This window comes from Rhodococcus sp. HM1 (genome assembly GCF_023218075.1).
Taxonomy (GTDB): Bacteria; Actinomycetota; Actinomycetes; order Mycobacteriales; family Mycobacteriaceae; genus Rhodococcus.
On the sequence record NZ_JALPTB010000036.1, the window covers coordinates 1 to 18,630 of the forward strand.

The following is an 18,630-nucleotide window of genomic DNA, read 5'->3' on the forward strand; positions in this document are numbered from 1 at the left end:
GGTGGGGAGGGAGTTTCTGTGCATGACGGGATCGGCGGCAGCGCGAAGCTGCCGCCGATCCGGTGGGGGCCGATCAGGCCGGGGAAGGTGCGAAGCGATCCCGTAGGTCGCGCTTGAGGATCTTGCCGGTCACGTTCTTGGGGAGTGTGTCGACGAACTCGACGCGGCGCGGCACCTGGAATCCGCCGAGATGCTCGCGGCAGCTCGCGATGATGTCGTCGGCGCTCGCGTCGGCTCCTTCGCGGAGAACTACGACGGCACAGACGATTTCGCCCCAGGTTTCGTTCGGAACGCCGATCGCGGCGGCTTCGGCGACGGCGGGGTGGCGGTAGAGGGCCTGCTCGACCGCGAGGGACGCCACGTTCTCGCCGCCGCTGATGATGAGGTCCTTCTTGCGGTCGACGATGTACACGAAGCCTTCGGCGTCCTGCCGCACCAGATCACCGGTGTGGAACCAGCCGTCGGTGAAGGCGGCCTCGGTTGCCTCGGGATCGTTCCAGTATCCCGACATGACCTGGTCCGCGCGCACGATCATCTCACCGATCTCGCCGCGGGGAACATCGTTCATCGCGTCGTCGACGATGCGGATGTCCGCCAGTCGCATCGGTTTTCCTGCGGCCGCCAGCAGTTCGGGCTCGCCGTTCGCGGCCCGGCGATGCGACGCCTCGTCGAAATGGAGGACGTTGCCGGCCAGCTCGGTCATGCCCATTCCCTGGTAGAAATCGCAGCCGAGCCGGTCCAGGCCTTCGCGGAGCACCGCTGCGGGGATGGCGGACGAGCCGTACCCGATCGCTTCGAGCGTGCCGAGATCGTGCTCGTCGAGCGCGGGATCCTGCAGCAGGAAGTTGATCATGGTGGGAGCGAGTCCGGTCTGCGTGACCTTCCACTCCTCGACCGTCCGGAGGAAGGTCGCGTTGTCGTAGGCACGCAGAATCCCGACCGTGTTGCCGTTCAGGTGGTTGAGCAGCGTCACGTAGCCGCCCACGTGACAGAGCGGGAAGCAGAACAGAAACACGGTACCCTCGGGCAGGTTCCAGTGGAGCGCCGACGACGTGATGCCGCTGAGCAGGTTCCGGTGGCTGATCGCCACGCCCTTGGGCATTCCCGTGGTGCCGCTGGTGTAGACCAGCCACGCGATGTCGTCCGGGGACGGCCGGGTCACCGGCGGCTCCGTCGATGCGTTGCGGACGAACGACTCCCAGGAGGTGTCCTCGTCGGAACCGTCGATGACGACGATCGTGTGGACGGAGGGGACGCGCTCCCGGACCGTTGCGGCGACCTCGGCGAATTCCTCGGAGACGACGAGCACCGACGCCCCGGAGTGCTCGACGAGCGCGACGATCTGTTCGGGATGGAGCCGGAAGTTGAGGATGGTCAGCGCCATTCCGGCCATCGGGACGCCGTAGTAGCAGTCGAAGTACTCGGTGCAGTTCGTCGAGAGGATCGCGACCCGGTCACCCGGATTCGCTACGGCAAGAAGCGCATTCGCGAGTCTCCGGGTTCGGTCGCGCAGTTCGCCGAAGTCGACCACGTCGTTCTCGAATCGGAGGGCGATCCGGTCGGGATGTTTGCGTGCGCCGTACTCGACGATGTCGCTGAGCAGCATGTCGGGGGTTCTCCTGAGGTCGAGGGGATTGTGCGAGCGACCGTGGCGCTCAGCGGATGGCGAGCGGATTGATCGGCGACCCGACGCCACGGGTGAACTGCAGGGGCGGTCCCGCGTAGAAGAAGTCGTAGACACCGTCGGCCGCGCATGCCGCGGCGAGTTCCTCGAAGTTGAGCATTTCGGCGAGCGTCATGCCCATGTCGCGGATGAGCACCATGTGCAGTTCGAACAACGCACCCGGGTTCTCCCCCGGCATGACCTCGACGGCCCAGTTGTCCGCGCCGACCACGGCGACGTCGCGGTCGCGGAGCCACTGCGCGCAGGCGAGCGACAGGCCGGGTTCCCCCGCCATGTACGACGCCGGGTCGCGCTCGGCGAGAAACTTTGCATGCCAACCGGTTCGGATGAGCAGGATGTCGCCCGGCCCGACCTCCACCTGCTGGGATCGGGCGACCGCGTCGAGTTCGTCCGGTCCGATCGCGGTTCCCGCCTCCAGCCAGTCGACGCCGCGGTGGCGGGCGATGTCGAGGAGGACGCCGCGGCCGGCGATACCCTTGGACTGCGTATGGATGCCGCACTTGTCGGCGCCCTTGACGGTGATGCCGGTGCCGGGATGACCGTTGTAGATCTGCTCGTCGTACTGGACGTGCGAGAGCGCGTCGTACTGCGATCCGGCCTGCAGCGGCATGAACACGTAGTCGTCGGCCCACTTGAATCCGCCGGGCAGGACCTGCTCCTGGCCGTTCTCGGACATGAGGCGGATCGGGTTGATGCGGGCGCCGCCGGGCTGAGGCCCGTCGCCGTCGAGGGGGATCCCCAGCTCGAAGATCTCACCCGTGCGAATCAGCTTTGCCGCCGCGACCAGGCGTTCCGGGGTGATGAGGTTCGTCGTACCGCGCTCGTCGTCGGAGCCCCACCGCCCCCAGTTGCGCACCTTCTCGCCGAGTTCACGCATCGCAGGAACGGGCATGGTCTTCCTCCAGGGGTCTGTTCGTGACGTGACAGTCATGTCAACTTCATTGATTCCGATTGTGAGCGACAACACTCGAAGTGTCAATAGGCCGCCGTTCCGGGAGTGCGCCCGGCGACCGCATCCTCGGTAGTCCCCTGGTCGGGCGGCACGAATCCGACTGTTGTGCAGCAGATTCGGAAACCATCCGCTCGGGGTGGCGGGATCCCCTGCAAGACTGCTCGACCCACCACACCGAACCGGCCCCGCCCCGATCCATCTCGGGGGCGGGGCCGGCGACGGCGTTCCCGGCGGGGGCGGACGCGGTGTGATCAGTCCGATGTCAGCAGCGCGGTAACCATCCGCGTCATCACCGACGTCGCCTCGTGAATCGACAGTCGCGACACGTCACGCAGCGACACCCAGGTCGGCCAGGTGACGGCGATGCCCAGCGCCTGCAGCACCTCCCCGCGGCGGGGGACATCGCCTCCGGCGAGTTCACGGGCGAACAACGCCTCGATCTCCGAACTCACGCCACGCAGGTACCGCACCCGGTTGCGCTGCAGTTCGCGGGAGAACGGCGCCCGGAGCTCCGACGACCGGGCGAAGGGGGCGACGAATTCCAGAACCCGGGCACGCTGCCGACAATACGTCTCGATCCGTTCCTCCAGCGACAGGTCCGCGTCGATCGGCTCGATCATCGTGTTCTGGCGACGCAGCACCTCGGCTCCCGTCGCTGCGAACAGGGTCTCGAGGTCGTTGAAATTCCCCCACAGCGATCGCAGCGACACCCCGGCCCGGTCCGCGATCTGCGCCCCCGTCGGCGAGAGTTCACCCGCGCCGATCAGGGAGATGTGCGCCTCGACGATCGCGCGGCGGGTCCGCTCGGCCCGTGCCTGGCGCCCGTCCACGGCGGGCGGCGCGTCGTCCTGCCTGGCGGCACCGTCGACCGGTGCTCCGATTTCGCGCGCCGGAATCACGCGCACGGGCGGCGTACTTCCACTGACAACCCCCATCGAATCCCCCCAAAAGTCTTCGTTCTAGCCGGTCTCGAGCACCGCAGTACGCGCAGTGGCGCGAATGATCGAATCACACAAGGACGCGGTTGCGCGACGGGTTACCGCTGCTCCGCGAACCAGAGAAAATCCGTGGAAAGTGCCGGGCCAGAGGTGCAGTTCCACGCGCACGCCGGCCTGCAGAAGGCGCTGGGCGTATTCGAGCCCTTCGTCGCGCAGCGGATCGAGTTCGTTGACGGTGATGTAGGTGGCCGGCAGTCCCGACAGATCCTGTTGCCGCGCCGGCACCGCCTCCCCGGTCGGCGGCTGCTCGCCCAGATAGTGACGCCAGCTCAGCGCTGCCTTGGTGTTGTCCCACACGGGCGTGTCGGTGCCGCTGCGCATCGAGGCGGTCTGGAGCCGGTCGTCGAGTTCGGGCTCGAGCAGAACCTGCAGCGCGATCGGCGGGCCGTCGAGGTCCCGGGCGCGCAGAGCGACGCTGGCGGCCAGGCCGGCGCCCGCGGAATCGCCGACCAGGACGATCCGGTCCGGGTCGATGTCGAGATGCGTTGCACTCGAAGCGATCCAGGTCAGGGCGGCGTAGCAGTCGTCGACCGCGGCCGGGTACGGATGCTCGGGGGCGAGCCGGTAGTCGACGGAGACGACGACTGCCCCGGTGCGCCGCGCGATCACCGAGTTCAGTGCGTCGCTCTGCGCGGCCGAGCCGAGCACGAAGCCGCCGCCGTGGATTTCGAGCACGACCGCCCGGGATCCGAAGTTCCCGTCCGGACAGGCGTCCGGCACGAACAACCGGACCGGAATCTCCGGACCACCGGGCGCACCGGGGACCAGCCACTCCTCGACGGCGACGCCCGAGGTGTCCGCGGGACCGAGCCCGGACATCAACTCGTCGAAGGTGCGGCGAGCCTCCTCCAGATTCTCGAGGCGCAGGTCGGGTAGCTGCGCCAGGGCCGCGGCGAGATCGGGATCGACCGTCGCCGCGAACGGCATAATCTCACTCATGCCGGATGACACTAACCGATTCGGCAGTCGCAGTGCAGATTTTCTCCGGGGCAGAACTATTCGGCGAGCAGGCCCTTCGCGATGTGGGTCACCTGGATCTCGTTGCTTCCCGCGTAGATCATCAACGACTTGGCATCGCGCGCGAGCTGCTCGACGCGGTACTCGGCCATGTAGCCGTTGCCCCCGAACAACTGCACCGCTTCCATCGCCACCTCGGTCGCGGCACGCGAGGAGTACAGCTTCATCGCCGACGCCTCCGACAGGCTCACCGGCTTGCCGGCCGCGGCGCGTTCGATCGCGCTGAACACCATGTTCTGCACGTTGATGCGCGCGACCTCCATCTCGGCCAGCTTGAGCTGGATGAGCTGGAACTGCGCGATCTCCCTGCCCCACAGCTTCCGGGACTTGGCGTACGCGGTGCACAGCTTCAGGCACTGCTCGATGATGCCGAGCGAGAGATAGGCGATGCCGATCCGTTCGGCCGCGAACGATTCCTTCGCGCTGTCCTTGCCGTCGCTCTTGCCGCCCTCCTCGGTTTCGCCGAGCAGCCGGTCGCGGGTGATGCGGACGTTGTCGAAGAACAGTTCGCCGGTGGGCGAGGAGTTCATGCCCATCTTCTTGAACGGGGCGCTCTGCGTCAGCCCCTCCATGCCCTTGTCGAGCACGAACGCGAGGACCTTGCGATCCCGCCGATCGACGGTCGCGTCCCCCTCGTCGAGCTTCGCGTAGACGATGATGACGTCGGCGTAGGGGCCGTTGGTGATGAACGTCTTCTGGCCGTTGAGGATGTAGTCCTCGCCGTCGCGGCGCACGGTCGACTTCATCCCGCCGAATGCGTCGGAGCCGGAGTCCGGTTCGGTGATCGCCCACGCGCCGACCTTCTCCATGGTGACCAGTTCCGGCAGCCAGCGCTTCTTCTGGGCGAGGGTGCCGCGGCTGCGGATGGTGCCGGCGGTCAGGCCGAGGCTCACGCCCATCGACGCGACGAGACCGAGGCTGACACCGGCGATCTCGATGTTGAGCAGCGCCGCCATTCCGGGCGAGCCGCCCATCCCGCCGGACTTGGCGGGCGCGCTCTCCCCCGCTTCCTCGCGGGCCAGGGCTTTCGCCAGCGATTCCCGGGCCATCTCGTCGATGCCGAACGCCGCGAACATCTTGCGGATGATGTCGTACGGCGGCAGCGCACCGCTCTCGAGTTCATCGACGTGGGGGCGGATTTCCTTCTCGATGAAGCCGCGAAGAGCGTCGCGGAACATGAGGTCGGTGTCGGACCACTCGTACATGGTCGCAATATAGAACAGGTTCCTGGGGCCGTACAGGACTCGTCCCACTCCCGCCTTCCCCGCGATCGGAGAGATTTGGACCGCACGATTAGTTAGTGCGCTACTTATATGTGTACACTCGATCTCGACCGATCGTGACGACACACGAGGAAGCGAAACGGCACATGCGCACTCGCCCCGGCCCCGTCCAGTGGACCGCCTACGCCTTCGGACGCCCCCTACCCGCCTCGATGCGCGAATGGGTCCGCAACGACCTGGTCGGCGACCACGCCGTCCTCCGCCACATGATCCGCAGCCAGGTCCCGTTCCTCCCGGTCTACGCGGCCTTCCTACTGCTCCCCGGGCCGATCTGGCTCCGCCTGAGCACGGCGGGACTCGGCATGATGCTGTCGCTGTTCTTCTCCGTCGCCTACATGGCCCACAACCGCACGCGCCGGCTCGAGAAGAACGGACTGCCCGGCGACCTCGAGAACGACCGGGTCAAGCAGCGGCGCGCGGCCGAGCACGCCGCCTACGAGAAGTGGCGCAGCACTCTCACCCCGCAGTAGCGGGGGCGGCACCAGTAGCGGGGGCAGCACCGACCAACTCCGCGACCATCTCGCGCCCCAGTCGCAGCGGCGCGTCGCTGTGCTCGAGCTTCGACCCGGCGAGCGCGCCGTCGTAGATCAATCGGATCCGCAGGGCGAGGGCATCCGGTTCGGTGACGCCGGCCGCCGTGAGGAGTTCGACCAGCGTGCGCCGCAGCCACTCCCGGTGCGCGACCACCGGCGGAAACGATTCCTCCGGGAATTCCGTTGCGGCATTGGAGTATTGACATCCTCGAAAACCCTTCGAGGGCGCCGACGCGAGTGCCAGGTCGAAGAAGGTGAGGATCTTGACGATCGGATCCTGCACACCGGCGACCGCACCTTCCCACCGGGCACGGTCCCGGCCGTCGAGCCGATCCAGATAGGCGAGCACCAGCGCGTCCTTCGATCCGTAGGACGAGTACAGGCTGGCGCGTGCGACCCCCGATTCGGCGAGGATGCGGTCGATGCCGACGGCCCGGATGCCGTGTTCCGAGAAGAGCGCCGTCGCCGTCTCCAGGAGTCTTTCGGCAGGACCGGGCTTGCCGGTGCGGGTGTTCCGGCCGGTGTTCGACTCGGTGTGGGTGGAGACTGTCACGCCGTCGAGCCTAACCGACCCTCGCAATAGACAGATCGGTCTGTCTACATGTACGGTGAGCTTCGTGACCCACCGCCAGCTGACCCGCCGCCTGCACGTGGACCTCGTGCGCGTGGCCGGCGCCGCGTGTTGTCACATTCACCGCTGACCGGCGAAGCCCCGCCCGTTCTCGGGCCCTGACGCACGTCGACCGTGCCCGGGTGCCGGCGCAGCGACACACCCCATCCCCGTTTCACCGGAAGGTGCCCTCATGTCCCTGTACCTGTACGAACTCGTGCCCGCAGACGGCCAGGCCGACGCCGCGATCAAGGCGTTCGACGCCGAGGTCGCCGCGGCCGGCGGCGAACTCATCGAATCGCAGGTCACCACCGGTGGCGCCCGCGTCTTCGCGATCGCCGAGTTCGACGCCTGCCGCGCAGCCCAGCTCGAAGCCGCCCAGCTCGACGTCGCGGAGATCTTGGGCCCCAACGAAGTTCGTCTGGTCGGCGCGGATCTCGACGAAATCAAGGCAGCGCGTCCCGAGGCCGGCTATCTCGTCGAGTGGGACATCCCGGACACGATCGACATGGACACCTACCTGGCCCGCAAGAAGGCCAACTCCCCCAAGTACGCGAACGTTCCCGAGGTGAGCTTCCTGCGTACCTACGTCCGCGAGGACATGGACAAGTGCTTGTGCTTCTACAACGCTCCGGACGAAGCCGCGGTCGTTCGCGCCCGCGAGGCCGTCAGCACTCCGATCGACCGCATCCACTCGCTCGAAGGGTAGGAACCCGATGACCGCGGCCATGGAACGAACCGACGAGCAACAGCGCCGGGCGATCGCAGAATTCGTGCGCGATCGCGCTGCCGCGCTGGATCGCGGGGAAACCGACACCCGGATCGATCTCGCCCGGATCGGCGAATCAGGTCTTCTCACCGGCGGACTCGACGGCGGCGAACTACGGGACATGGTCGCGGTCATCGAGGACGTCGCAGCCGAATCTCTCGCGGTCGGCTTCTCCCTGTGGGCACAGCGCATGGCCCTCGAGTACATCGACCGCGCGCCGGCGACGCTGCGCGGGAAGTTCCGCGACGACCTGGGCGCAGGCCGGCGGGTCGGCGTCACCGCCATGGCTGCGGCAATGAAACATCTTGCCGGCCTGGGTGATCTCACGCTCGCTGCGGAACGTACCGACGACGGTCTGGTGGTGTCCGGTCCGATCCACTGGGCATCCAACGTATTCGACGATGCACTCATCGTCTTCCCGGCGCGCACCGCCGACGGCAGCGGAGTCGTCGCCGCGGTCCGCGCGGACAGCCCCGGCATCCGCATCGATCCGCGGCCGGACCTGCTCGCCCTCGGCGCGACCGCATCGACCTCCCTGACGTTCGACCGGGTGCACGTTCCGCACGACCAGATCGTCACCGACGAGCTCCGCTCGTTCTGCGGCGCCGTCCGCCCCACCTTCCTACTGTTGCAGACCTCCTTCTGCGTCGGGATCTCTCGCACCGCGCTCGACGAATCCTGTTCTCGTACCACCGGACTCGGCGCACTGTTCGTCGACGAGTACCACGCGCTGCGGGACCGCTTCGACAACCTCCGCGACCGTCTCTACGAGTACGCCGGCGCTCCGGCGTCCGTGGCCCCGGCCGATCTGCTGCGGCTGCGCCTCGACGGTTCCTTCGTCGCGGTCGAGGCGACGCGGCTCGAGTCGACGTTGCGCGGCGGCGCCGGCTACGCGTCCGCGAGCGCAACCAATCGCCGCTTCCGCGAAGCGGCCTTCCTGCCCATTCAATCGCCGTCGGAAGGACAGCTTCGGTGGGAACTCTCGCAGTACGAGTAGTACAGGGCTACAAGAGTTTTCCCGGCCGGACCGAACCCGTTCTCGACGGGGTCGACCTCGACATCGACACCGGCGAGTTCCTGGTGGTGCTCGGCAGCAGCGGTAGCGGCAAGTCCACGTTGCTGCGCATCGTCGCCGGTCTCGACCGTCTCGACCGAGGCGCGGTCACCTGGCCCGAATCCGACGACGCGGCCCGCCCGCACACCGGTGTGGTGTTCCAGCAGCCGCTCCTGATGCCGTGGCTCACCGTTCGCGAGAACGTCGCATTCGGTGGACGTTTCGCCGCCCATCGCGACCGTTTCGACCCCGCGTACGCCGACGAACTGCTCGACACGTTCGGTCTCGCGGGTCTCGCCGGCTACTACCCGGACCAACTCTCCGGCGGTCAGGCACAACGGGTCGCGGTGGTCCGGGCCGTCGCGGTGCGGCCGCGGCTGCTGCTGCTCGACGAGCCGTTCAGCGCGCTCGACCCGGCGATCCGCGCGGATCTGCAGGACTGGCTGAGCGGGCTCGCCCGCGACCTGGGCTTCACCACGGTGCTGGTCACCCACGACATCGACGAGGCGCTGAGTCTCGCCGATCGCATCGCCCTGCTGGGGTCCGGCGGCCGGGTGCAACAGCAGTGGCACCTGGACCATGACGGAATCACCGAATCCGAACGGCAGCGGCTGCGCACCGAGATCCTCGCCCGCTACCGCGACACCGCACTCGAAATCGCATGAGCACGAACATCGGCCGACGGACGCTGCTGCGCGGCGCCGTCGGTCTCGCCGCCGCGGGTGGCGTCGCAGGCCTTCTCGACCTGGGCCGGGCCGCGAGCACGGACCGTACGAACACCAGCGGCCGACTGCGCATCGGCTACCTGCCGATCACCGACGCCGCTCCCCTGCTCGTGGCACATCACGCCGGGCTGTTCGCCCCGGGCGTCGTCGACGACGTCCGCCCCGTGCTGTTCCGCAGCTGGGCCTCGCTCGCGGAAGCGTTCGTCACCCGCCAGGTCGACGTGGTCCATCTGCTCATGCCCATGGCGTTGCAGCTGCGGTATTCGCTGGGTAGCGCGGTGCGGGTCCTGGGCTGGAACCACACCAACGGGTCCGCGCTCACCGTCGCCCCGCACATCACCGAACTGGGGCAGCTCGCGGGCCGACAGGTGGCGATCCCGTTCTGGTGGTCCATCCACAACATCACGGTCCAGCAGATGCTGCGCGCCCACGGCCTGCACCCGGTGATCCGGCAGTCCGCGTCGCGCTCGGCCGGCACCGTGGAGCTGGTGGTGATGAGCCCGTCCGACATGATTCCGGCGCTCGCGAACGGCTCGATCGCTGCGTTCACCGTCGCGGACCCGTTCAACGCCGCCGCCGACCTGCGCGGCATCGGCCGCATCCATCGGTTCCTCGGCGACGTGTGGCGCGAGCACGCGTGCTGCGCGCTGCTCGTGCACGAGGACCTCATCGAACGCAATCCGACGGTGGTGCAGCAGGTCTCGGATTCCCTTGTGACCGCGCAGCTGCGGATCGGCACCGACCGCCGCGCCGCCGCGGAAGCCCTGACCGCCGGCTATCTGCCGCAGCCACTGCCCGCGGTGACCCGCGCGCTCACCTACCCCGAGCCGCCGGGAACCATCCGGCACCCCCAGTGGCATCCTCAGCGGATCGGCTATCAGCCGTTCCCGTTCCCGAGCTTCACCGAGGCGCTGGCGCTGGCCATGCACGACACGGTCGTCGACGGCGACACCCGTTTCCTGTCGCGTCTCGATCCCGCGACCGTGCACGCCGACCTGGTCGACGACCGCTTCGTGCGGACCTCCCTGGTCCGGGTGGACGGCACCGCCGCGTTCGGTCTGCCCGCAGATCTCACCCGTATCGAGGAGGTCGATCCATCGTGAGCACCACCGCGCTCGCTTCCCGTGCCCCCGTCCGTCCGCGCCAGGACGCGTGGTGGCCCCCGTTCGCCGCGATCGCCGTCGCCGTGTTCGTGTGGTGGCTGCTCACCACCGTGGTCGCCGGATCCGATTCGCTGGTCCGGGAATTCGCACCGCAGCACGTGGTGCCCGCCCTCGGGGATCTGCTCTCCCGCGGAGTGCTGCTGCCGGATATCACGGCGAGCATGTGGCGGCTGCTGGTGGGGCTGCTGATCGCCGCGGTGGTCGGGATCCCGCTCGGGCTGCTCATCGGACTGAACCCGGTCGTCGAGCGGGCGTCGATGCCGGTGGTGCAGTTCCTGCGGATGATCTCACCGCTGTCGTGGGCTCCGATCGCGGTGGCGCTGTTCGGAATCGGACACCAACCGGTGTTCTTCCTGATCGCCGCTGCGGCGGTGTGGCCGATCGTCATCAATACCGCCGCCGGCGTCCACGGCATCGATCCGGGGCATCTGCTCGTCGCCCGGTCGTTCGGAGCCACCCGCCTCGAACAGCTGAGATCGGTGGTGCTGCCCGCGATCCGGGGACAGGTGCAGACCGGTCTGCGCGTCGCCCTCGGCATCGCGTGGGTGGTGCTCGTGCCGGCCGAGATGCTCGGCGTCCGATCCGGACTCGGCTATCAGATCCTCAACGCCCGCGATCAGCTCGCCTACGACCAGGTGATGGCCGTGATCGTCGTGATCGGTGCGCTCGGCTTCTGCCTGGACTGGGCGGCCCGTCACGTGCTGCGCGAGCGCCGGCGGCCCGTGCGCGTCGAGGACGCCGACAACCCACGCACTCCTGCATCCCCCGAGTGATGGGATCCGTTGTTCGGTCCGGCCGGGTGAATGTTCCGGTCACCGGGAGGGGCGGAGGAGCGGGGGTCAGACCAATGCGGCGGTAGTGACCGCGAAACCGGCGATGTATTCCTTGATCGGCTGGTAGAACTCGTACGTCACCTCGAAAGGCCCACAGGCCCGCAACGCCGAGTACGCCGCAACCCACGTGCGGACCTCGTGCGAGGAATGCCCGGCGACCGCGTCCATCTCGTCCGCGGTGTATCGATCGAAATCCTCCACCCGCCCCGACGCGCACACCTCGAGGAACCCGCGGTCCCACTCGGGATTGAGGTCCATGATGTCGGCTTCACCGGCTGCGAAACGCCGCGCAGTGTCGATGGTGCGGGCCTGCCGGGCGGCACGAGCCTCGGCGGTGGGATGGCGACCGGCAGTGAGGAATTCACGCTGCGCCCCGTCGGCGGTCGCGAACTGCGGAACCGGCGGATCGTGCGAGAGTCCCCCGGACCCGAGGAACAGCACCCGTTTGTCGACGCTCGCGAAGTACTCCCCGATCGCCTGCCCCAGTGCTCGCACCCGCGACATCGGAACAAACGGTCGCGCAACGGAGTTGACGAACACCGGCAGTACCGGCGTGGCAGCGGGATCACCGTCGTAGAGAATCTCCAGCGGCTGCACGGCGCCGTGGTCGAGTTCCATGCGCCGCGAGATCGCCAGATCGATGTTGCGGTCGATCACGAACTGCGCCAGCTCCTCGGCGATCGGCGCGGGAACGTCGAGTGCGCCGTCGAACGAGTCGTAGTCCCCGGTGCCGTGCGCCGCGAAGCCGAGACAGAACGGCGGCATCAGATCGTAGAAGAACCCGTTGAAATGATCCGGGCCGAAGTTCACGACGAGCTCGGGATCGAAGTCGCGGACGAACGCCCTGGCCTGCTCGAAGGAGGCGTCGACAGCAGCGCGGACCTCGGCGGGCGGGTCGACGTGGTCGAGCAGCGGACTGTGCGACATGCACAGCAGCGCCTGCCGCCGGGTGCTCATCGGCCCGCCCGCGTGGAGTGGTGGCGGGCCAGATAGTTGCCGACGACCTCGTTGAACTCCTCGGCCCGTTCGACCTGCGACCAGTGCCCGCACCGGCTGAAGATGTGCGCGTCGGCGCGCGGGATCACGTTCAGCAGCTCCCACGTGCGCGAGACCGGGATGACGACGTCCTGCGTGCCGTGGATGAGCAGAACCGGAATGTCGAGTTCGGCAAGTACGTCGAAATCGAGCGGCAGTTCGTAGCGGTCCCGGTCGCGTGCGGCGACAACCGCCGCGAGCCGGTCGGAAGCGGTGTCGTTGAGGGCCGCGCGGTACCGAAGTGACACCAGTTCGTCGGTGATCAGGCTCTTGTCGACGACGAACATCTCGAGGGTCTTCCGGATTCCGTCCTCGGTGAGGGTCGGATTCGAGTGCGCGGCCAGGGCGCCGGTGAGCTTGGCACCCCCGGTGCCCATCGACACGATGCCCAGCAGTCGCTCGGGAAAGTCGATCGCGAACTGGAACGCCAGCCATCCGCCGAGCGAGTTTCCGACGATCCAGGTCTTGTCGATGCCGAGAGCGTCGAGGACCCGGACGGCGTGGCGGACCCATTCCCGGATGCCGTATTCGGTGCCGTCCGCGACCACGCTCTGCCCGTAGCCGATGGAGTCGATGGCGATACACCGGCCGTGCCTGGCCAGCTCGGGAAGGTTCAGCCACCAGTTCGCGGCCGCGGTCACGCCCGTGCCGGATCCGTGCAGGAACAGGATCGGCGTGCCCTCGCCGAGCTCGTGGTAGTGCGTCAGCTCGCCGTCGGCGGTCTGCAGCCACCGGTCCTCGAGACCGAAGAAGCCGTCGGTGGTGTAGTTCGGAATCATGCTGGTCGACAAGATCGTTCCTCCAGGAAGTCGGGTCCGGTGGGTCAGGCTGTTGCGGTGTCGTCGCCGAGGTCGCGGTCCTTGGTCTCCTTGCCGAACACGACCGCGACGATCGTGACGAGGCAGGCACCGATCAGGTAGACGGCCACCATCGAGTACTGCTGCCAGCCGGTGTCCGCGATGTGGTTCTGTCCGAGGCTCCACAGCGCCGCGGCGATGAACGGGGTGAAGCCACCGACGGTTGCTCCGAGCTGGTACGCGAGACCGGCTCCGGTGTAGCGGGACGAGGTTCCGAACATTTCGGAGACGTACGCCGCGAGCGGTCCGTACATGGAGGCCTGCAGGATCGAGTTGCCGAGGACGAAGCCCGCGAACACCAGCGCGACGCTTCCGCTGCCGAGCAGCATCAACAACGGCAGGGTCAGCACGATCGAGACGACGGCCCCGTAGATCAGCACACGGCGCCGGCCGAGGCGGTCGGACAAGTGCGCGAAATAGCCGATCGTGAACACGTGGATCAGGGCGGCCCCGGCCTTGCACAGCAGCACTGCGGTGGCACCGACGCCGGTGTTGGTTGCCATCGAGATCGCGAAGGTCGCCATGAAGGTCTGGAAGGCCAGCGCCGCCACTGCCGCAGCCGACGCGAGCAGCAGCGGGGTGCGGTACCTGGTGAAGACGGTGACGATCGCCACCTCCCGCTTCGTGCGCGTCGTGTCCGAGCGCCTCTGCGCCTCTACGAACAGCGGGGACTCGGAGATCTTCAAGCGGATGAACATGCCGACCAGCACGAGCGCAGCGGACAGCAGGAAGGGGATCCGCCAGCCCCAGTCGAGGAACTGTTCGCGCGGCAAGGTGCTGAAGGCTGCGAACACCAATGTTGCGATCAGGGCGCCGGCGGGCCCGCCCATGTTCGCGAACGAGGCAGAGAAGCCGCGCTTGTTCGACGGTGAATGCTCGAGCGCCATCAGGGCCGCTCCGCCCCACTCGCCGCCGACCGCGAGCCCCTGCACGATTCTCAGGCACACCAGCAGGATCGGTGCGGCGGCGCCGATCTGCGCACTGGTCGGAAGTAATCCGATCGCGCAGGAGGCGGCGCCCATCATCAGCATCGTGGTGACCAAGGTGGCCTTGCGCCCGATCCGGTCACCGAGTTGGCCGAACACGATGCCTCCGACCGGCCGTGCGAGATAGCCGACGGCGAACGTCGCGAACGAGGCGGCCAAGGCGACTGCGGGCCCCTGATTACTGAAGAACAACGGACCGAAGACGAGGCTGGCCGCCGTGCCGTACAAGAGAAAGTCGTAGTATTCGATGGCAGACCCGAGGAAGCTCGACGCGAGCACCCGCCGGTACTCACGTTCGCGGTCCAACGAAACATGTTGTGTCACTTCGGTGGTCATTGTGTTTCGATCCTTCGGCTGTGGCGAGCACGGACAGCTCGGGGGTTGGTTCGAGATAGAAGGCGGTGCGTGACATGGGGTCCGAACCCGGACGCAGGGAGGTCGACTCCAGACTGCTGCGCACGTTCGTGGTCGTGGCGCAGGAAGAGAGTTTCACCCGGGCGGCCGCGCGACTGCAGGTATCCCAGCAGGCGATCAGCGGACACATCAAGTCGCTCGAGAGCATCCTCGGGACGAGCCTGTTCTCGCGTCACAGCACGGGTGCGAGGCTCACCGCGGCGGGCAGCAGGGTCATCGCGTACGCCGAGCAGGCTCTTGCGGCCACCGATGCGCTGTTCGAAGCGGCGGCAGGTGTGGATCGGCCGATCCGACTGGCCGAGATCCGGAATCGGAAGATAATGCAGGAGATCTGGCGGGAGCACCGTCGGCGCTCTCCCGGCGACAGTGTCAGCTTCACCGACCTGACCGGTGACGAACAGATCAATGCGCTGACGAGCGGCCGCATCGACGTGGCGATGCACTCCGCCACACGCGTCGAAGCGGCGTTTACCCAGGCACTGTTGCGCCTCGATCCGGTCAAGTGTTTCCACATCCACGACCTCGGCGCGCCGCTGCTGCGTGGTCAGCGGATCGGGTACACGGGCGTGGAGTCCCGCTTCTCGAGCTGGCAGCGATTCTGCCTGCGGATGGCACCGGATGTCGGCGCGAAGCTCGAACTCGTTCCACACGACATCACGATGCTCGAGGCCATCGGGCAGCAGATGATCCAAGGCGACGTGCCTCCCGTTCTGGTTCTCGAGGGCATGGAGCAGTACGCAGAGGCGGACCACTTCAATTTCCACTACTTTGCCGATATCCAGCCGTACTACCCGTGGGCGATTTCGATCCGGCGGGACGAGCGGCGACCGGATGTGCTGGCCTTCTTCGAGACTGCGCTGGCGGTCCGGACCCAAAAGGGTTGGCTCAGGCCGATTCGCCCGGAGGTTCCACAATGGCTCCCGTCCGAATTGGTCGAGGATGCGTCGTTGCGTCACGAGTTCTCCGGCTTCGACATGTTCGGCGCGTAGCGCGGCCCCTCAGGCCACCTTCGCGCGGCAGGTCGCGACCGACGCCCCGACGCTCACCAACTGCCGCATCCGGCCGAGGTGCCGCGGCTGATCGATCAGGAGAGCACCCGTGATCGCACTGTCGGTTCCGTACACACCGACGAAGCTCATCGATTCGAGCGAGCCGACGATCGGTGTCAGCGTGGCGTTCTCGCCGACCCGGCCGAGCACCTGGACCTTGTGGGAGTACTGATCCGACCAGAAGTAGTCCGGCATCTCGATCGACGGCGACCTGCCGGATCGGCCGGCGATATCGGCGGCAACGGATTTCGCATCCGCGATCGCCGCTGCCCAGTGCCCTTTGGACGAACGCACGACATCACCGGCGGCCCACACCCGCTCCCCGGCGCGACCGGATCCGGTGACCCCGACGCCTCTCGGGTCGTAGAACGGAGTCCCGGCGAGCCACTGCACCGACGGCCGGACCCCGACCGCGACCAGCACCGCCTCCGCCGCGACGACAGTGCCGTCGGCGAGGCGGACACCTTCGACAGCCTGGTCACCCAGCAGCGCCGCAACGTCACTGGAATGATGCACGGCCACACCGCGACCACGGTGTAGATCCGACACAGCCTGCGCGACCGCATCGCCCAGCGCGGGCGCAAGCGGCGCGGCCTCCCGCAGCACCATGGTGACGTCGATTCCCATCGACCGAGCGGTCGCGGCGACCTCGGTTCCGACGAATCCGCCGCCGACCACGACCAGAGAGTTCACCGCAGTCAGGGTGCTGCGCAGTGCTCGCGCATCGGCGAGCGTGCGGAGTTCGTGAACACCGGCGATCTCCCGATACCAGGGCGGGCGAATGCAGGCGGCACCGGTGGCGATCACCAGATTGTCGTAGCCGATCGTCTCTCCGTCGGCGAGACCGACGATCCGCCGGTCGACGTCGACGCCGACGGCACGCGCACCGAGGACGAGTTCCACAGCAGCGGAACCGATCTCGTCGTCCGAGCACAACGACAGTTCCTGGGGTGCGACGGCGCCGGAGAGGAAGCCCTTCGACAGCGGCGGCCGATCGTAGGGCCGTTCCGGCTCCTCACCGACAAGGGTGATCGGCCCGTCGTAACCCTCGCGACGCAGATCCTGAGCGGTGCGGATCCCGGCCAGCGATGCCCCGACGATGACTGTCCCGCTAGCCATTTCCTGCTCCCGCTGTCATCTTGATCGCGAGTGCCGGACATGCGTCGGCAGCATCACGGATCTCGGTGGCCGATGCGTGGGCTGCCGTCGGCAGCACCACCGCCTTGCCCGCGTCGTCCATCTCGAAGACGTCGGGAGCAAGGATGGTGCAGATGGCGTGACCGGCACACTTGCTGCGGTCGACGATAATTTCCATGCGAGTTCCAATCTCAATTCATCAGGACTGCGGTATGCAGGGGTGCCGGTGCGCTTCCCTCGCCGGCAGCATCGACGAAGGCATTGTCGAGTTCGTCGATGCGGTAGGTGCGTTCGCACAGCCGTCCCAGCGCAGGCTCGGAAGCCAGCCAGCGCAGTGCAGCGGTGATCGCCCAGCTCGGCCGCGCCCACAGGCCCCGGACGGTCAGCTCCTTCTGTGCGACGAGGTCGGTGTCGATGAGCGGCCGGGACGCACCGCGCTTCATACCGCCCCACAGCACGCGTCCGCGCACCGCTGCGAGCCGGATACTCGCCTCGACGGGATGCGCGACGGATGGCGTCATGTCCATCACGATGTCGGGGCTGCCGCCGAGCACTTCGACCACGGCCTCCTCGACGTCCTCGGCCGGAGCGACGACCACCTGGCTGCCGAGTTCGCGGGCCACCGCGAGCCGGTCGCCGTCGCGGTCGGTGCCGACGACGACGACCTCGGAGGCTCCCAGACGCAGGGCCGCGGCCGCGGACGCAATGCCGTGCTGACCGGCGCCGAAGATCGCGACCCGTTCCCCGGGCCGGAGTTCGCCGCTGTCCCCCATCCACGCCAAACCGTTGGACAGCGGAATATACAGGGTTGCAAGCTCGTCCGAGACACTGTCGGGGACGCGATGGAGCTGGGTCCGCGGGTGCAGATACATCAGCGGGGCGAATCCGCCCCACAGGCTCGGCGCCGTATCGGTCGACGTGTATCCGTACCGGATCCCCGAGCGTGTGCACAGCCGCTGATGGCCGGACCGGCACAAAGCACAGAACATGCAGGGGACGGCCTCTTCGATCGCGACCCGATCGCCCGGTCGCACGTCCCACAGCGCGGCGGCCGCGGGACCGAGATCGGCGATCCGACCGATCACCTCGTGCCCGAGAACCACCGGCCCGTCGTGCTTCTTCTCACCGCGCCAGCTCGCCACATCGCTGCCGCACAATCCGCAGGCGAGAACCCCGAGCAGTCCGTCGTCCGCGCCGAGCACGGGCCTGTCGAAGCGACGGGTCTCGAAACGGCGCGGTGCCGTCAGCACCCGTGCCGCGATGTCAGTGTCGGACATCGATGCTCGCTCCATTCGTCTCGTCGTACTCGTAGATGCCCACGCGGATGAGTTCGGCACGCCGATCCTCGGGCCATGTGCACAGGCTGGCGAGTTCGATCGGATCCAGATAGGTGCGACCACCGGTCTCCCGGTCCTCGACGAGAAGCCGTGCACCGCACCGCGTGTGCTCGAGCGTGAGCCGGATGTTGGCGAACTCGTTGCGGAAGTCGATGTGGGGCTGTGTCATCCCTGTCTCCTCGTACTCGGAACAT

The 18,630-nt window shown here is 67.6% G+C and carries 21 protein-coding genes; 8 read left to right on the top strand and 13 right to left on the bottom strand.

Annotated elements, in window-relative coordinates:
- Positions 1 to 73 precede the first annotated feature (73 nt).
- The 5 genes from M1M07_RS18595 to M1M07_RS18615 form a co-directional block, all read right to left on the bottom strand.
- Entirely contained in the window at positions 74 to 1,606 is a 1,533-nt protein-coding gene (locus tag M1M07_RS18595; protein ID WP_197250898.1) for a long-chain-fatty-acid--CoA ligase, read from the bottom strand.
- Positions 1,607 to 1,655: 49 nt separating this feature from the next.
- Positions 1,656 to 2,576, bottom strand: coding sequence for a cyclase family protein (locus M1M07_RS18600; protein WP_231610023.1), 921 nt, complete (start codon positions 2,574 to 2,576; stop codon positions 1,656 to 1,658).
- A gap of 311 nt (positions 2,577 to 2,887) precedes the next feature.
- Complete coding sequence (locus M1M07_RS18605) at positions 2,888 to 3,541, bottom strand: TetR/AcrR family transcriptional regulator (protein WP_231610022.1); 654 nt, start codon at positions 3,539 to 3,541, stop codon at positions 2,888 to 2,890.
- A gap of 54 nt (positions 3,542 to 3,595) precedes the next feature.
- Positions 3,596 to 4,573, bottom strand: a complete 978-nt coding sequence (locus tag M1M07_RS18610) for an alpha/beta hydrolase (RefSeq protein WP_248675147.1) — start codon at positions 4,571 to 4,573, stop codon at positions 3,596 to 3,598.
- A 56-nt stretch (positions 4,574 to 4,629) separates the two neighbouring features.
- Positions 4,630 to 5,856, bottom strand: a complete 1,227-nt coding sequence (locus M1M07_RS18615) for an acyl-CoA dehydrogenase family protein (protein ID WP_197250896.1) — start codon at positions 5,854 to 5,856, stop codon at positions 4,630 to 4,632.
- A gap of 164 nt (positions 5,857 to 6,020) precedes the next feature.
- Between M1M07_RS18615 and M1M07_RS18620 the strand changes: the two genes are divergently transcribed.
- Positions 6,021 to 6,404 carry a DUF5313 family protein gene (locus M1M07_RS18620; protein WP_197250895.1) on the top strand — a complete coding sequence of 128 codons (384 nt, stop codon included), beginning with the start codon at positions 6,021 to 6,023 and terminating at the stop codon, positions 6,402 to 6,404.
- Here M1M07_RS18620 and M1M07_RS18625 read toward each other — a convergent pair.
- Positions 6,391 to 7,020, bottom strand: a complete 630-nt coding sequence (locus tag M1M07_RS18625) for a TetR/AcrR family transcriptional regulator (protein WP_248675148.1) — start codon at positions 7,018 to 7,020, stop codon at positions 6,391 to 6,393. The two genes, M1M07_RS18620 and M1M07_RS18625, sit on opposite strands and share 14 nt — an antisense overlap.
- On the opposite strand from M1M07_RS18625, the gene M1M07_RS33220 reads away from it, so the two are divergent.
- From M1M07_RS33220 to M1M07_RS18650, 6 genes are all read left to right on the top strand, one after another.
- Positions 6,905 to 7,168 carry a putative leader peptide gene (locus M1M07_RS33220; protein WP_368862567.1) on the top strand — a complete coding sequence of 88 codons (264 nt, stop codon included), beginning with the start codon at positions 6,905 to 6,907 and terminating at the stop codon, positions 7,166 to 7,168. The two genes, M1M07_RS18625 and M1M07_RS33220, sit on opposite strands and share 116 nt — an antisense overlap.
- Positions 7,169 to 7,270: 102 nt before the next feature.
- Complete coding sequence (locus M1M07_RS18630; RefSeq protein WP_248675149.1) at positions 7,271 to 7,786, top strand: DUF4242 domain-containing protein; 516 nt, start codon at positions 7,271 to 7,273, stop codon at positions 7,784 to 7,786.
- Between the two features lie 7 nt (positions 7,787 to 7,793).
- On the top strand, positions 7,794 to 8,843 hold the full coding sequence (locus tag M1M07_RS18635; protein WP_197250892.1) for an acyl-CoA dehydrogenase family protein: 1,050 nt from the start codon (positions 7,794 to 7,796) through the stop codon (positions 8,841 to 8,843).
- Complete coding sequence (locus M1M07_RS18640) at positions 8,819 to 9,565, top strand: ABC transporter ATP-binding protein (RefSeq protein ID WP_197250891.1); 747 nt, start codon at positions 8,819 to 8,821, stop codon at positions 9,563 to 9,565. Before M1M07_RS18635 ends, M1M07_RS18640 begins: the two co-directional genes overlap by 25 nt.
- Positions 9,562 to 10,728, top strand: coding sequence for an ABC transporter substrate-binding protein (locus M1M07_RS18645; protein ID WP_248675150.1), 1,167 nt, complete (start codon positions 9,562 to 9,564; stop codon positions 10,726 to 10,728). Before M1M07_RS18640 ends, M1M07_RS18645 begins: the two co-directional genes overlap by 4 nt.
- A complete protein-coding gene (locus M1M07_RS18650) occupies positions 10,725 to 11,561 on the top strand; it encodes an ABC transporter permease (protein ID WP_248675151.1) in 837 nt (278 codons plus the stop codon). The genes M1M07_RS18645 and M1M07_RS18650 overlap by 4 nt, the downstream gene beginning before the upstream one ends.
- Positions 11,562 to 11,627: 66 nt before the next feature.
- Here M1M07_RS18650 and M1M07_RS18655 read toward each other — a convergent pair whose 3' ends face one another.
- Genes M1M07_RS18655 through M1M07_RS18665 form a run of 3 tightly spaced genes read right to left on the bottom strand, consistent with a single transcriptional unit; the run spans position 11,628 to position 14,835 of the window.
- The gene (locus M1M07_RS18655; protein WP_248675152.1) at positions 11,628 to 12,578 is read right to left on the bottom strand and encodes a 3-carboxyethylcatechol 2,3-dioxygenase; all 951 of its coding nucleotides are present in this window, start codon (positions 12,576 to 12,578) and stop codon (positions 11,628 to 11,630) included.
- Entirely contained in the window at positions 12,575 to 13,435 is an 861-nt protein-coding gene (locus tag M1M07_RS18660; RefSeq protein ID WP_248675188.1) for an alpha/beta fold hydrolase, read from the bottom strand. The genes M1M07_RS18655 and M1M07_RS18660 overlap by 4 nt, the downstream gene beginning before the upstream one ends.
- 44 nt (positions 13,436 to 13,479) lie before the next feature.
- Positions 13,480 to 14,835: an MFS transporter gene (locus M1M07_RS18665; RefSeq protein WP_248675153.1), complete on the bottom strand. Its 1,356-nt coding sequence runs from the start codon at positions 14,833 to 14,835 to the stop codon at positions 13,480 to 13,482.
- Positions 14,836 to 14,909: 74 nt separating this feature from the next.
- Between M1M07_RS18665 and M1M07_RS32795 the strand changes: the two genes are divergently transcribed.
- Entirely contained in the window at positions 14,910 to 15,902 is a 993-nt protein-coding gene (locus M1M07_RS32795) for a LysR family transcriptional regulator (RefSeq protein WP_282582150.1), read from the top strand.
- A 9-nt stretch (positions 15,903 to 15,911) separates the two neighbouring features.
- On the opposite strand, the gene M1M07_RS18675 is transcribed toward M1M07_RS32795, so the two are convergent.
- Genes M1M07_RS18675 through M1M07_RS18690 form a run of 4 tightly spaced genes read right to left on the bottom strand, consistent with a single transcriptional unit; the run spans position 15,912 to position 18,605 of the window.
- Positions 15,912 to 17,081, bottom strand: a complete 1,170-nt coding sequence (locus M1M07_RS18675) for an NAD(P)/FAD-dependent oxidoreductase (protein WP_248675154.1) — start codon at positions 17,079 to 17,081, stop codon at positions 15,912 to 15,914.
- The gene (locus M1M07_RS18680) at positions 17,074 to 17,277 is read right to left on the bottom strand and encodes a ferredoxin (RefSeq protein WP_248675155.1); all 204 of its coding nucleotides are present in this window, start codon (positions 17,275 to 17,277) and stop codon (positions 17,074 to 17,076) included. Before M1M07_RS18680 ends, M1M07_RS18675 begins: the two co-directional genes overlap by 8 nt.
- Before the next feature lie 13 nt (positions 17,278 to 17,290).
- A complete protein-coding gene (locus M1M07_RS18685; protein WP_248675156.1) occupies positions 17,291 to 18,376 on the bottom strand; it encodes a zinc-binding dehydrogenase in 1,086 nt (361 codons plus the stop codon).
- On the bottom strand, positions 18,363 to 18,605 hold the full coding sequence (locus tag M1M07_RS18690) for a hypothetical protein (RefSeq protein WP_248675157.1): 243 nt from the start codon (positions 18,603 to 18,605) through the stop codon (positions 18,363 to 18,365). Before M1M07_RS18690 ends, M1M07_RS18685 begins: the two co-directional genes overlap by 14 nt.
- Positions 18,606 to 18,630 lie beyond the last annotated feature (25 nt).

Coding starts and splice junctions, on each gene's coding strand:
- M1M07_RS18685 (WP_248675156.1), bottom strand. CDS start 18,376: ATGTCCGACACTGACATCGCGGCACGGGTGCTGACGGCACCGCGCCGT.
- M1M07_RS18680 (WP_248675155.1), bottom strand. CDS start 17,277: ATGGAAATTATCGTCGACCGCAGCAAGTGTGCCGGTCACGCCATCTGC.
- M1M07_RS18595 (WP_197250898.1), bottom strand. CDS start 1,606: ATGCTGCTCAGCGACATCGTCGAGTACGGCGCACGCAAACATCCCGAC.
- M1M07_RS18660 (WP_248675188.1), bottom strand. CDS start 13,435: ATGATTCCGAACTACACCACCGACGGCTTCTTCGGTCTCGAGGACCGG.
- M1M07_RS18690 (WP_248675157.1), bottom strand. CDS start 18,605: ATGACACAGCCCCACATCGACTTCCGCAACGAGTTCGCCAACATCCGG.
- M1M07_RS18600 (WP_231610023.1), bottom strand. CDS start 2,576: ATGCCCGTTCCTGCGATGCGTGAACTCGGCGAGAAGGTGCGCAACTGG.
- M1M07_RS18675 (WP_248675154.1), bottom strand. CDS start 17,081: ATGGCTAGCGGGACAGTCATCGTCGGGGCATCGCTGGCCGGGATCCGC.
- M1M07_RS18615 (WP_197250896.1), bottom strand. CDS start 5,856: ATGTACGAGTGGTCCGACACCGACCTCATGTTCCGCGACGCTCTTCGC.
- M1M07_RS18645 (WP_248675150.1), top strand. CDS start 9,562: ATGAGCACGAACATCGGCCGACGGACGCTGCTGCGCGGCGCCGTCGGT.
- M1M07_RS18620 (WP_197250895.1), top strand. CDS start 6,021: ATGCGCACTCGCCCCGGCCCCGTCCAGTGGACCGCCTACGCCTTCGGA.
- M1M07_RS18610 (WP_248675147.1), bottom strand. CDS start 4,573: ATGAGTGAGATTATGCCGTTCGCGGCGACGGTCGATCCCGATCTCGCC.
- M1M07_RS18655 (WP_248675152.1), bottom strand. CDS start 12,578: ATGAGCACCCGGCGGCAGGCGCTGCTGTGCATGTCGCACAGTCCGCTG.
- M1M07_RS32795 (WP_282582150.1), top strand. CDS start 14,910: ATGGGGTCCGAACCCGGACGCAGGGAGGTCGACTCCAGACTGCTGCGC.
- M1M07_RS18665 (WP_248675153.1), bottom strand. CDS start 14,835: ATGACCACCGAAGTGACACAACATGTTTCGTTGGACCGCGAACGTGAG.
- M1M07_RS18635 (WP_197250892.1), top strand. CDS start 7,794: ATGACCGCGGCCATGGAACGAACCGACGAGCAACAGCGCCGGGCGATC.
- M1M07_RS18630 (WP_248675149.1), top strand. CDS start 7,271: ATGTCCCTGTACCTGTACGAACTCGTGCCCGCAGACGGCCAGGCCGAC.
- M1M07_RS33220 (WP_368862567.1), top strand. CDS start 6,905: ATGCCGTGTTCCGAGAAGAGCGCCGTCGCCGTCTCCAGGAGTCTTTCG.